The organism is Bacteroidia bacterium (genome assembly GCA_041391665.1).
In the GTDB taxonomy this organism is placed as follows: Bacteria; Bacteroidota; Bacteroidia; order J057; family J057; genus JAGQVA01.
The window spans coordinates 172,466-186,389 of sequence record JAWKNO010000001.1 but is presented as its reverse complement, the minus strand read 5'-3'; the positions used below and the strand labels follow the sequence as shown (position 1 = coordinate 186,389).

8 protein-coding genes are annotated in these 13,924 nt (G+C 43.6%); 5 read left to right on the top strand and 3 right to left on the bottom strand.

Annotation, left to right across the window (positions count from 1 at the left end; translation table 11 throughout):
• The first annotated feature begins 47 nt into the window (after positions 1 to 47).
• A complete protein-coding gene (locus tag R3D00_00790) occupies positions 48 to 518 on the top strand; it encodes a hypothetical protein (GenBank protein MEZ4771683.1) in 471 nt (156 codons plus the stop codon).
• Here the strand turns inward: R3D00_00790 and R3D00_00785 are convergent.
• From R3D00_00785 to R3D00_00775, 3 genes are all read right to left on the bottom strand, one after another.
• Positions 452 to 4,021, bottom strand: coding sequence for an ATP-binding protein (locus tag R3D00_00785; GenBank protein ID MEZ4771682.1), 3,570 nt, complete (start codon positions 4,019 to 4,021; stop codon positions 452 to 454). The two genes, R3D00_00790 and R3D00_00785, sit on opposite strands and share 67 nt — an antisense overlap.
• Entirely contained in the window at positions 4,018 to 4,566 is a 549-nt protein-coding gene (locus R3D00_00780; GenBank protein ID MEZ4771681.1) for a hypothetical protein, read from the bottom strand. The genes R3D00_00785 and R3D00_00780 overlap by 4 nt, the downstream gene beginning before the upstream one ends.
• A gap of 73 nt (positions 4,567 to 4,639) precedes the next feature.
• Positions 4,640 to 5,722, bottom strand: coding sequence for a hypothetical protein (locus R3D00_00775; protein MEZ4771680.1), 1,083 nt, complete (start codon positions 5,720 to 5,722; stop codon positions 4,640 to 4,642).
• Between the two features lie 234 nt (positions 5,723 to 5,956).
• On the opposite strand from R3D00_00775, the gene R3D00_00770 reads away from it, so the two are divergent.
• The 4 genes from R3D00_00770 to R3D00_00755 all read left to right on the top strand — a co-directional run bounded on the left by R3D00_00770 (position 5,957) and on the right by R3D00_00755 (position 13,919).
• Positions 5,957 to 6,472: an RNA polymerase sigma-70 factor gene (locus R3D00_00770; GenBank protein MEZ4771679.1), complete on the top strand. Its 516-nt coding sequence runs from the start codon at positions 5,957 to 5,959 to the stop codon at positions 6,470 to 6,472.
• Positions 6,473 to 6,545: 73 nt separating this feature from the next.
• Positions 6,546 to 7,487, top strand: a complete 942-nt coding sequence (locus tag R3D00_00765) for a FecR domain-containing protein (GenBank protein ID MEZ4771678.1) — start codon at positions 6,546 to 6,548, stop codon at positions 7,485 to 7,487.
• A gap of 23 nt (positions 7,488 to 7,510) precedes the next feature.
• A complete protein-coding gene (locus R3D00_00760) occupies positions 7,511 to 10,201 on the top strand; it encodes a TonB-dependent receptor (GenBank protein MEZ4771677.1) in 2,691 nt (896 codons plus the stop codon).
• A gap of 109 nt (positions 10,202 to 10,310) precedes the next feature.
• On the top strand, positions 10,311 to 13,919 hold the full coding sequence (locus tag R3D00_00755; protein ID MEZ4771676.1) for a M12 family metallo-peptidase: 3,609 nt from the start codon (positions 10,311 to 10,313) through the stop codon (positions 13,917 to 13,919).
• Positions 13,920 to 13,924: the final 5 nt, after the last annotated feature.

Below are 13,924 nucleotides of genomic sequence, written 5' to 3'. Positions count from 1 at the left end.
AGCGATTATATTTTTGGATATTTATCCCCAAAGCAAAAACAATACACATGTACAAACTCAATTATCTTCTCTCATTTTTTCTTGTAATCGTGATTTTTTCGGGATGTCAGACTTCTCAACAGTTAAAAATTCACCGAAATGCCATGCATGATCTTGCTTATGGCGGCGTGAGTAATATTGACAAGTTTGATGGCATGGCCACAATCATTGCAACTGTATTGGATGAATCAACCAATCTGTCCAGTCCCTACAAAACCTACAAATACATAATGAAATTTGTGGATCAGAATCAGGCGGAGATTGTTTCGATTACTTCGGAACTGGAAACCTGGCAGGCCAATATGGATCAGGCAGAAAGATTGAAGTTTACAGCAAGAACGGTGACGAAACCGTACTCCCGCAAATTGCTCACCCTGGTTCCCAAAGTGCAGAAGATGGTCGAAGAGGGGGGTTATAACCTGGGGCCATTGGAAAAAGCTTTATTGTTGTTTAAGCTGAAAAACATGGTCAAAGGCTGATTAAGGCCCAAAAGATATACACGCTGGTAGTCCACTGCCCCCGGCACCTCCGGTGCGGCTGTGATCAGATCGATACCTCCCTGATTCGAATATTCTGACAATATGCGGATGGATTTTTCATCCAGCATTTCTGCCTGATCGATCATCAGGTGAAGCCGCTGCACAACCTCTGCTGAGGTCCCTACTGTCTGCCTTAACAGGCTGATCCTCAGTATTTGCTGTAAGAAATAATTTTGCCCTGGTGAAAAAAACCGGGCATTTCCGCTTGCTGTTTTAATCGCAATCTCTGCAAAATCGTAATCTGCGATTTCTTCCCATGGATAGTCTCTCAAACGTTGATTTAATGATTCCAGCAGATGGATTGCTTCCCGGTTGGCTGCGGCATTTTCACTCTGATTAAATAGTGATAGCTCTCCAAGCTGATGGGGATACCGAAGTGCAAATGCGTTGATTTTCGCAAAAGTCTCCAGCAACGGGTGATTGCCGGGACGAATCGTTAAGATGATTTTTTCGACAGAAGGTAACGCTGGTAAAGTCGAAAGCAGCCGGTTCATCGCTTGTATGTTTTCCTCCAGCGATTTATATCTTTTTTCTAAACTACCGGCTACCTCCGCGAGTTGGTGAATCATCCTGGCAAATTTCGCCCCCAACTGATCACGCAAAATATCAATCTGCTCACTTTCATAAAAGTGCTGCAGTTGCCCGACAAAGCGGTAGTAATCCTGGAGTTCATCAAACTGAACCGGAAATCCCGCGAGGTTTTCCTTACTAAAGCAGGTTACAAATATGTGGATTTCTCTTTTCAGGGATTCCTCTTCCCGCTCTCTGGCATAGTCGGCTTCTCTGATTCGCCGAATGATCACCGGGATTTTTTCGTTTTGAATAATTTCCTGTTCAACGGAATCTGAATGCACCGTCTTATAAACCGGCGACTGACGGAAATTCTCAAATGCACGAAGCTGGTCTTCTATTTCCCCAATATGTGCATCGTTCGCTGAAATCTCATATTGCAAACGGGTAAGTTCTTCTTTTTTAAGTTGTATTTCTTTGTCCGTAGAAACGGAAAAACCGTTGATTTTCAGATCCAAAGTTTTAACCTGATCTTCCAGCAGGGGGATCCTGTTGAGGTAATCAAAAGTATCGATCCGGTATCTCCAGAATAAATTTTCTGCCAATTCGAGTTGTTCGATTTTGGTTTCCAGGTCTGTGATAATGGACTTGAGGGCTGCGACTGGTTTTGTGTCTGCCTTTGAAGGTTTGGTTCCTGACTTTAAAGCTTTTTTCCTGACAGAGAATGAGTTAATCGTTTCCTTCTCAACAGCTTCCAACGCTTTTAACGTCTGCTGGAGCTTATCTTCGTATTCAGCGTTATGTTTTTCGATTTCGCGGTCAATGGCTGAAAGTGATTGGTTGAGATGATGGAAGGCAGCATCCTTCTCCCCTTCCAGTATGTGAATATGTTTTTTTATCTCTTCTGCTTCGTACATCAGATGAATAGCCTGAACCTCTGCTTCCTTTTCGGCTTCATGGCCCGACCCTTCTTGCTGTTGGCGGAGTTGCCTTAGCCGGGAACTGTTGAGATCCAGTTCGTACTGATTTTTTTTCTGATCTTTTTCAGCTTGCCTGAACTTTTGCTGATATTTTTTTTCAATCCCGATCAATCTTTTTTCCGATTCGGTGCGAATGGAAAGGGTTTCTTTTTCGTGTTTCCCGATCGTTTTTTCCAGTGCGGATTTTTCTCTTTCCATATCCTTGACAGACTTTATGTCAAAGGTCAGATCGCTTAAATCCATTTTCACTCCAAACAGCAGATCATTGAGTCTTTCGATCTCAGGGCTGAGAAACGGATGGAACAACACTTCTTCCCGGAGTACCTTTCCAAAATTTTTTTTCCAGTCGGGATAGTTTTTTTCCAGCCATTGATAAAGGGTTCCCTGCCGGTTTTTGATTTGCGATTCTATCTGTTTAAGCTGCGCCTGCAGATCGGCAGCAGTTGTTTCTGCCAATAAGAGACTTTCTTTCAGGAGTTTTTCTTCTGTCTCGGTTTCATACAATTTTTTCAGACGAAGTATTTCCAGCCCACCTTTAATCATTTCCCCTTCTGCCGTCAGCTGCAGTTGTTTTTCCTCCAGCCGGCGGATTTCCGAATGCAGATGATTAATTTTTGCGGTTTCTTTTCCCTGCGATTTTAGTTCACGGATTTGGGTATGCAGAGAAGTGAATTTTTGATTGTACGCACTGATTTGCTGATCAAGATTTTCTGTCTTGGTTTTAAACTGTCGGATCAGGTTTTCTTTTTGATGAAGTTTTTGCGCAGAAAATTCCAGGATGAAACGCTGATTGTTCTGGTGAAGGGTACCTTGTTGTAATTTGAGGTCCTGTGCAAATTGTTTTTCTTCCCACACCAGATTTTCCATACTGGCTTCATGTTTGGGATTTGCGCCTGTTATATTTTCCAGCTCCCGGATACTGTTGCTAAGTTCGCGTTTTTTAGCGGGAAGAAAGTACAGATCAGGAAGGAGGTGAGCCTGGGGATGGTTGTGGTAGAATGCAAATTTCCCCTGAGCAAGTTGTAGTTCTGCAAATGTTTTGTCCCGGGATAATTGAAGTTTTTCGGATTCTTCCTGCCGCGTTTTGCGGAGTTCTTCAAGTTGCTGGCGGGTGAAGTCAAGTTGCTGTAAAAGTTTTTCCTTTTTACTTCCCGCTTCATTTTTTTGCCCAATGATCGTGTTGTGCTGCGCTTTTAGTTGGGAAAATAATGCTTTTAGGCGGGATTCGTAATCCGCGATTTCCTTCGCGTGTGCGAGGATGCGCGGGATTCTGTGCTTTTCGTGTTCATAAGCATGAATATCTGAAAAGCCCAACGAGAACCGTTGAAGTGTATCGCGGATAGTGGGCAAATCGGGCAGCCTGTCTGCAAGGCTATAACGGTGAAGTGCCCGGATGAAGGTTGATTCAAAATCAGGTTTTCTAAAATGCCCGGGTATATAAGCATGATAAAACCGGCGTGTTTCTTCTCTCCCGATACTGAATTTTTTCACCAAAGGCTGATCTGCCGACCGGGCAAAACCCCACAAAATAGCCGGATAATCTTCCGTGTCCGGTTCTGTGATGATATGATCCAGTTTTCTCTTCTGTATCTGTTCCAGTATTTCGGCGTGTGTACGTGGAATGTGTTCAGATGAAAAAATTTCGCTTTCGTATTCCCCACTGACAAACAAAAACTGCAATTTCCCGGAATCGGAGATAAACGCACAAACTGTAAAAGCTCTTCTGGTATTTTGCCACTGCCCTACAATCATTGAATCCCGGGAAGGGAAAAGCTGAGATATGATAGCAGTTGAAATGCCAGATTTACCCAAAACAAGCAATGAAATGCCATTGATCAGCATCGATTTGCCGCTACCGTTTCCTCCTGAAAAGTGAACATTTCCTCTCAGGTCAAAATCTGCATAGTGTATGCCTGCACTGCGGATGAAAATTATTTTTTCGAAGTGATTCATGGTTGCATGACCTTAATTTTTCCAACCAGAGATATAAGATAACTGTAAGCGGAAACTACGCGGTAGGTATCCCCCGATTCCTGTTCACTTTCAATAAACCCTGCCCGCTCTACGAGCTTTAAAAACTGGGTGGCTTTGTCTTTTACATCTGATGGGTTGCTGCGCAGGGGAATCGCCTGCAGTTTTTTCCGCAGGATACGATCGGAAGTAACCTTACTCATCAGGACTTCACTTTCAAAGCGATAACCCGGGCCAAAATCCGGATCAAAACAATAGAAAAAATCCAGCCAGTCGATGTATCTGGCAGCTTGCTCCATTCGCTCGTCAGTTTTTGCCCGGGTTTCTTTCCGGCTGAAAAAATAATACCCGTCGCCCCGGGTAAGCGTAAGGTTGAGCGGCGTAAAATAGCGGGCAAAATTTTCCTGATGATCTTCCAATATCTGATACCACACTTGCTGGTGGGGATGCAGGCTATTGTTGCTGATGAAAAGTCCTTTTGCCAGGTGCTCGAATATGTCGACGGTTTGTGGTGGGAGTGTTACCATTTTTGCAGAATGAATAGCTTCTGCAAAATACTAATATTATTAGATAATTTGATAAAAAAATTAACAAAAAAATCTAAAAATTAGTTTTGGCTATAATTTTTGGAAATTTGCCGTCATGGGTTTCGATAAATTCGGGAAGTATCTCAAATGAATCGAAAAACTGGCTGAGCATTTTGAAAAACAGGTGGGTTTTTTCGGCATCTGTCCATGTTTCTGCAAAAGGGTGGCCTGCAAGGAAATGGTAGAGATCAGTATTACTGTTTATAAATGTTTCTTTTAGTTTAGAAATATCCGGTGTGGAAGGGTGGACTGCCTGACCAGAGAAGAGGAGCTCCGGATTTCCGGAGGGATTCGCAACATGCGAATCGTTGATTTCCGGGAGCGGATTCAGCGTCAGTGGTTCTTCCCAGACCATGGCTTTTTCCTCATCAATCACTTCTTGAAGGTTGGTATTCTGTTGGATTAATTGCTGATCGCGGAGATATTTAAGTTGTTTGAGTTTTTGTGCAAAATCACGCTCTGGTGTTGCCGGAGCCTTCATTTGTTTTTCTGCGGTATCAACGATTTCGCGAATAAGCCGGACGGTTTGGCTGATCTGGAAAATCTGTTCTTTCAATTGCCGGTCTTCTGCGGCTTGCAGAAATGTATTTTCAGCGAATAACCCGGAAACCGCAAGACAAACTTCGTTTAACTTCTCCATTTCTGCCTGGATATTGACAGAGGGATTTCCCGTCTGAGATTCCACACTTTCCGCAAATAGCAGCAGGGCTGTGTGCAGCATTCCGGTAAATTTCAGTATATGAAAAAAATGCGGGTAGGCAGGTTTCTGGCCGGAATGTTTTTCATATTCAGCTACAGACTTCTTCAGCCGGTCAATGAGTTCGGCTATGGTATAGGAAGCGGGTTGTTGTCCCGGGGTGAGCAGCGTGTAGATAGAGAGAAATAAATAAGGATTCAGGCTGACAAAATTTTCTTCCAGTATCAAAACTTTGCGTTGCAATAACGTCGAGAGCCGTTCTTTATCGCTTCGGATCAGCTCCAGAAATTGTGTGTCATCGAGCGAAATTTTCCCCAAAGGGTGATCAAACAGCCATTGAATGAGCCGTTTTTCCTGCGAAAAAATACCAATAAGGCCAGAGATAGAAATTTCAGTCATAAGTGAAACCCGAGAAACTGACAAGATCATAATCTTACCACAAATTTAGTGTAATTCTTCCAGCTAAAAGAATGGTGTTAAGAATTAGGGCGGGCAGGAAGACCTGAAATGTTGGGGTAGTTTTCCAAAAAAAACCAAGAAAATAAGCTAACATCGAAAATAATGCGGATATGATTTTCGGATTTTGTATAATTGGTGTTTTCCGGATATCACCAGATACTGCATAACCCACGGATGAGCAAAGGCCATCACTCAAATCCTCCTGAACAGGAAGTGTTCCAGAACCTCTTCGATAATTATTACGAGGCAATCCGGAATTTTCTTTACTACAAGTCAGGAGAAATCGAACTGGCAGAGGACCTTACACAGGAAGCCTTTCTGATTTTGTGGAAAAAAAGGGAAAATATTAATCCTGAAAAAGCGAAAAGCTATCTGTACACGATTGCCAACAACCTCTTTCTGAATGAAATCAAACATCAGAAAGTGGTACTTCGTTTTCAACAACAGCCGGTATCCAATGTGTTTTTTGAGTCGCCGCAGTTTATGATGGAGGAAGAAGAGTTTAAACATAAACTCGAAAAAGCAATTTCAGATTTGCCGGAAAAAAACCGGTCGGTATTTCTGATGAATCGCGTAGAAAAAATGACATACAAAGAAATAGCCGACAGGTTGGAGCTGAGTGTCAAAGCAGTAGAAAAACGAATGCATAAAGCGCTTACAGAGTTGCGAAAATTATCAGAAAAAATATAAACTTATTTTATCAGCTGTAGGGTTTATTCTAAGGCTGTTGTCTTTTTTGAGTATTAGAAAACATTGTAGATAAATGAGTAACGGACTACCAGACGAAGCGTTCCTTGCCCGTTGGTTAAACGGTGAACTAACAGAAGATGAGTTGAAGGAGTGGTATGCGAATTCTGAATTTGAAGATCTGAAAAAAATTGCAACAATCTCCGGTCAACTCATTGTACCCGAAGGCCTTTCCCGTAAAGATGCCTGGGAAAAATTAATGGAAAAAACGACCGGTACGGAAATCGAACCGGAAGGCAAAACTATACTTATCACCCAATTCTTCCGGTGGGCCGGCGCAGTGGCAGCTGCGCTTGCTATGATATTTGCTGTATATTTTTTCACCCGCAGTCAGGTGATTTCCATTTCCACCCAGGCAGGGGAAAAATATACATTATACCTGCCAGACAGCTCAATGGTCATTCTCAATGCCGAATCTCAACTTGCTTACGACAAAGACGGTTGGTATGATAATAGAAGCTTAAAGCTGAACGGCGAAGCGTATTTCGAAGTGCGTAAAGGGGAAAGGTTTACCGTAAATTCACAAAAGGGAAAAGTTGAGGTGCTCGGTACAAAGTTTAATGTGAAAGACCGCTCCGGAGAAACTGAAATTGCCTGCTACGAAGGCAAGGTTCGCGTCTCTTCTCAAATTGGAAAAACCAGCCGGGAAATTACAGAGGGAATGGGGGTAAAAATTTCAGCGGAAAACCGCCTTTCTGACTTTTCTTTCGTTAGTGATGACAAACCCCAATGGACCGATGGAAAGTTTCTGTTTAATGAAGCACCATTCTATCTGGTGATTGCGGAGTTGGAGCGGCAATATAGTGTGAAGGTTGAATTTCCGGAGATAAGTTCCTCATACACCGGAGCTTTCTTTGATAATGACCTGAAAAATGCTTTATTGCTTGTTTGTGAACCTATGGGGCTGACTTATGAATTTACGGATTCCACTCATATAAGATTGGAGCGTAACCCATAAAATAAATCCGAAAAGGTCGGGTCATGAAACGGGGAAACCGACTGTTTTTATTGCTGTCCTTCTTATTTACCTGCCAGATTCTGTCAGCACAGGTTTCCCATGGGATTTCTGAAACTTTTAGAAATGAGCCACTTTCTCAGGTTCTTGATTATCTGGGCGAAAAATATGACTACATTTTTGCCTACGATGTAGAGAAAGTACAGGACATCTATGTGACCGTAAATCTGAAAGGTGCCGGAATAGAGCAGGTACTTCGTTTGCTGCTTCAAAATACAGAGCTGGAGTATATTCTCTTAAAAAGCCATCAGGTTATCATCAGGCCCCGCAAGAAGGAATTTATCAATCAGAACACACGCGCAATTTCATCCAACGCTGCTCCCGTTCCACAAAACTTCTATTTTTCCGGACGTGTTTTGGATAAAGACTCTGGCCTCCCTCTGCCGTTTGCCTTTGTATATCTGAATGGTGAAAATGGAACCTATACAGATTCACTTGGTTATTTTCGCCTATTGATGAGGCGGGAAGCAGATTCTGTAAAAGTCAGATATATCGGCTATGTCACGCATCGGATGTTTGTTGATCTTGCCGGAGCTCCTGCATCTGTTGAAATTTTAATGAAATCTGAAATTATCAGGCTGGATGAAGTGCTTATTTCAGAAGGGAGTGGTCAGGCCGTGTTTCGGGAAGATGGCGTCGGTAAAATTTCCCTTAACCCTGCACAGGTATCCACCCTTTCCGCTTTAGGTGAACCAGATATTTTTCGCACGCTTCAGCTATTACCCGGGATAAGCAGCAACCAGGAATCCGCTTCTGATCTCAATATAAGGGGCAGCTCGTCAGATCAGAATCTGATCATGTTTGATGGCATTACGATTTATCAGCCCGGGCATTTTTTTGGTACTTTCAGTGCGTTTAATACCCACGCTACCAAAGATGTTCAAGTCTATCGCGGCGGATTTAGTGCAAAATATGGAGGAAGAGCTTCTGCTGTATTGGATATTACCGGCAAACCCGGAAACCCGGAGAAACTTTCCTATGGTGCCGGTCTCAACCTGATGAACGCTCATGCTTTTGTTGAAACGCCTTTGTTTAACCGCAGAGGCGCGTTGCTGATTGCCGGCAGAAGGTCTTTTTCTGATATTGTTCAGAGCTTTATGTACAGAAATCTTTTTGACAATATCTTTCAGCAGGGAGTGATTTATAATGATAAAAAAGATGCCCTGGAAGCGGGGAATAATATCTCCATAGATCCTTCTTTTCATTTTGACGACCTGAATGCAAAATTCACCTTTCACCCTACAGACAGAGATATGCTGTCTGTCAGTGGTTATCAGGGAAGAGATTTACTGAGCTATAGTTCCGAAGATTTGAGCGATTCTTCCTTTTCTATCTATACGAGTGATACTTTACTGCTAAAAAATCAGGGGTTAAGTTTTAATTGGTCTCGTCAGTGGAATGCTTCTTTTTACAGCAAAACGACTGCGGCTTTTTCTCGTTTCAATCAAAACCATATATACAACTACTCATATAGTCAGCCGGATGAGCCTGCCATTTTGCACCGTTTCCCTCAGGAAAACGAATTAAATCAGGTTAGTTTGCGAAACGAGAATGACTGGGAAATCAGTGATCAAAGCACGCTTTTATTTGGTCTGGATATTTCTTCGATGGATGTCGGTTATCGCTTTCGCTGGATAGAGGGAGATTCAAACTTGCTTGACGATGTGCTGAAAAAATCGGGAAATATCTATGCAGCCTACGCTGAACACATCTGGTCTCCAACTTCAAAATTTTCACTCACCACGGGGATTCGGTATAATTATTATGGCGTTACCCGGAAAAATTATTGGGAGCCACGCACATCTCTGACTTATCAGGCTTCAGATAAGCTGAAGTTGAAAGCGGCGTGGAGTAAGCACAATCAGTTTATAACCAGCATCCTTCAGTTTAATGCCTTAAGTGTGGGTGAAGATTTTTGGGCATTGGCTGATGGGGATACGATTCCGGTTGTTCATGCCGGCCATCTTATTGCCGGGGGGACATGGGAAGTAAAAGACTTTTTGATTGACGTCGAGTTGTATTACAAAAAATCTACCGGACTGGTGACCTATGAATATTCGCTGGCTCCGGGCAGCCTGGAGATCAATCAGGTAAATCTTGTCGGAGAGGGTATTTCTATTGCCCGCGGGCTGGACATACTGATTCAAAAGAAATTTGGGCATTATTCAGGCTGGATTGGCTATTCGCTCGGCAGGGTTACACAACGATTTCCCGGTATAGAATCCGGTAAGGCCTTTCCTGCCGCCTATGACCATTTGCACAAATTTAATTCAGTGAATACCTATGCTCATAAGCAGTGGGAGTTTTCATTGAACTGGACCTGGTCAAGTGGTAAGCCCTATACAGATCTTGTGGAAAAATATGTTTCCCGCCAGCCAAATGAAGAACTGGAAGTAGATCTGGGAGCAAGAAATGCGCAACGTCTTCCCGCCTATCATCGCATGGATATTTCCTGTAATTATTCCCTTTTCCCCGAAACAAAAAAGCAGGTGGTCAAAGTAGGGGTTTCTGTGTTCAACTTGTATAACCGTAAAAATGTACGGGATTTCCGATATTCGGTGGTTACTGATGCAAAAAGAAAACAACCGGAACTCATCAGTATGAACCGAAACCTTCTTGGAATCAGTCCAAACGTATTTTTTTCAGTGGAATTCTGATTTTTCCAACAAAGAAACGATTAACATGATCAGAGATGGGAAAGTTAAATTTCTCAGCGGTATTTTTGCTTTCTTATTCCACGGATTATCCACCCACGACTAACAATATATGAACAAGTTTATCTTTACTTTTTTCCTGAGTATTTTAGGTTTTTCTGCCTATTCCCAAAATTCTTCCCGCCTATGGCATTTTCACGATGAAAATGAAATATCAAACCGGTCGGGAAGGTTCATTATCCCACAAAAATATAAAACTGTACAACTCAACGTCGATGATTATTCTGCAGCCTTGATGACTGCACCCAAAGAGGAGACGGGCTTGAAGATGGAATGGGCTTTGCCGATGCCAGATGGCACTTTTCAGCGATTTATGATTGCAGAATCGCCGGTGATGGCTCCTCAGCTTGCCGCAAAATTTCCGGAAATTCGCACGTATGTGGGTTTTGGCGTGGATGACCCCACGGCTACAGTTAGGCTGGATATTACTCCCAAAGGGACACATATTATGGTGTTGTCTCCCAATGGCAATGTATTCGTAGATCCCTATTCTCCCAATACCACGAAGGAATATATTACCTACTACAAGCGCGACTTTGTTTCATCGAAGCGCGATCTTGGTGCTATATGCAATCTGCCTGATACCGGAAAAGGCGAAACACCTGCTGTGTTGGGAATAGAAAGTTCGGGAGACTTTTTGAGGAAATACAGGCTTGCTGTCGCTACTACCGGTGAATATACTTCTTTTCATGGCGGAACGGTAGCTGGTGCAATGGCTGCGGTTGTCACTTCGGTAAACCGCATAGTTGGGATATATGAAAGGGAAATTGCGGTGAGACTGGAGCTTGTAGCAAATAACGATTTACTGATTTACACCAACGCTTCCACCGATCCCTATTTCAACAACAATGGCGGGGCAATGCTCAGTCAGAATCAGACCGCAGTCAACACGGTTATTGGTTCGGCCAACTATGATATCGGTCATGTTTTCAGCACGGGCGGCGGCGGCATTGCCAGCTTAGGTAGTGTCTGCTCCAATGGGCAAAAAGCTCAAGGGGTGACAGGTAGTCCCTCACCGATAGGCGATCCCTTTGATGTTGATTTTGTGGCTCATGAAATGGGCCATCAGTTTGGCGGCAACCATACATTCAATGGAAATACAGGTAGTTGCGGAGGTGGTAACCGGAATGGGCCTACGGCTTACGAACCAGGGAGCGGAAGTACCATTATGGCTTATGCAGGCATTTGTGGAAATGATGATATACAGAATAATAGCGATGATTACTTTCATGGGGCGAGCTATGATGAAATCATTAATTATATTACCAGCGGACAGGGTAATAGCTGTGCCGTCATTGTAGCTACTGGCAACCAGCCCCCAATAGTAGATGCGGGTAACGGAGGGTTTTATATTCCCATTCAGACTCCTTTCGAACTTACCGCAGTGGGTTCTGATCCTGACAACGATCCGATTACTTATTGTTGGGAACAGTTTGATCTTGGTCCCGGGGGCTCGCCCAATAACCCGGTGGGCACGGCTCCGCTTTTCCGGTCATTTAATCCATCCACATCTCCGACCCGGGTTTTCCCCAGATTATCAACAATCATCAATAATCAGCCCAGTCTGGGCGAAGTCCTGCCTACAACAAGTCGTTCTCTTAAATTTCGCTCTACGGTAAGGGATAATAAAGCCGGTGGTGGCGGTGTGAATAATGATGAAATTTCTTTTCAGTCAACTGCACAGGCGGGGCCTTTTGTGGTGACAGAACCTAATACCCAGATGGTATGGATTGCCGGTACGATCAGAGAGGTAAAATGGAATGTAGCGAATACGGACAAAGCTCCGGTAAACTGTGTGAAGGTGGATATTTATTTGTCTTCTGATGGAGGATTTACCTACCCTACCCTTCTTGCGGCAGACGTACCTAATACCGGTTCGGCATCTGTAATTGTTCCCAATCTTCCGGGTGTTACCAACAGGGTCAAAGTAAAGGCCGCTGACAATGTATTCTTTGATATCTCCAATCAGAATTTTTCCATTCAGGTTCCGACTACCCCGGGGTTTGATTTTTATCTTCCTCAAAATTCTGCTAATGTATGTGCACCATTTTCTTTTTCGATTGATATGGTTGTTACGTCGTTACTCAATTTTAACAGTGATGTAACCCTTTCTATTCCGAATCTCCCCGCAGGGGTCTCTGCCGTGTTTTCCCCCAACCCTGTGCAGCCTGCAGATACAGTATCGATTGCGATTACTGTTACGGGAGCTGTAGCTTCGCAAACTGCAAATTTGATCATAAAAGGCGTAGGAACGGGCGGAGAAACCGATTCGGTTTCTTATGTTTTGAATATTCAGAATCAACCGCCCATTGCTGTGAGTACAGCGCTGCCGCCCAATGGTATTGCGAATCAGGAACTGACCCCGGCATTTTTATGGGCACCTGTTTCGGGAACGGTTACCTATGAACTGCAGGTAGCTACGCAACCTGATTTTGCTCCGGCTTCATTGGTGTTGAATCTGTCAGGGATTACAACCAATCAGTTTACCCCTTCCACCTCGTTGGCTTCTTTTACTGTGCACTATTGGCGGGTAAGGGCAGTGAATATTTGTGGAAAAGGTGCATATTCTCCGGTTGCCGCTTTCCAGACAAAAGCATTCCCTTGTCAGACCTTTACAGCAGGAAATCTTCCGCTGACTATTCCTGCATTTGGCGCGCCGCTGACGGTCCAGTCGATCGTTGTTGTTCCTGCAAATATTACTATAGCAGATGTGAATGTAAAAAATCTGAATTTCACTCATTCGTGGATCAACGACCTCGATGTCGTGTTGCAGGGACCCAGCAATAAAACGGCTACGCTTTTTTCCCGGATTTGCGGAGAGAATGATGAGGACTTTGACTTAAACCTGGATGATGAAGCACTTTCTGCCACTTTCCCGTGCCCTCCTGTAGGAGGTGGAACCTTCAGGCCCAAAGATAGCCTGGCTGTTTTTGACGGAATGAATTCGGCGGGAATATGGATACTGAAAGTAACCGATAATGAAAATTTTGATGGTGGAATGCTCAATTCCTGGACGCTCGAAATTTGTGAGTCCAATGGTATTGTGAAAAAGCCGGTTTTGGTAAAAAATAATCTGCTTTCACTTCTACAGTGGAAACATGAGACCATTACGTCACAATTTCTTGAAGCTACGGATTCTGTCAGCAGTCCCGGGGATTTAACGTTTACACTGGTGACGCTTCCCGTTAATGGTTTTGTACAACTGGATAGTGTTTCATTGCCTTTGGGGGGAACATTTACTCAGGAAGATATCAATAATGGAAAAGTGCGCTATCAACACAATGGAACCACTACAGTAAGTGATAACTTTACATTTACCATTACCAATGCGGATGGCGGTTGGTTGGGAACGCCTACTTTTTCTGTGGCAATCACTACCACTACGGCGATATCCAATCCGGTAAACGACCTCGCGGTTTCTGTTTATCCCAATCCGGCAGGTGTTCAGTTTAAGGCAGATATTTCAGGCAGTTTGCATGGAATTGTGCAGGCAGAACTTCTGAACATTCAGGGAATCGTGATCAGCAGGCAAAGTACACAAGTCGTGGCAGGAAAAGCAGAATTTGACTTCCCGGTCGGCCAGGTGCCAAATGGAATCTATCTGCTTCGCGTAATTGCATCAGAACAAAGTTTTATTCAAAAAGTTATCATTCAAAAATAACCCAT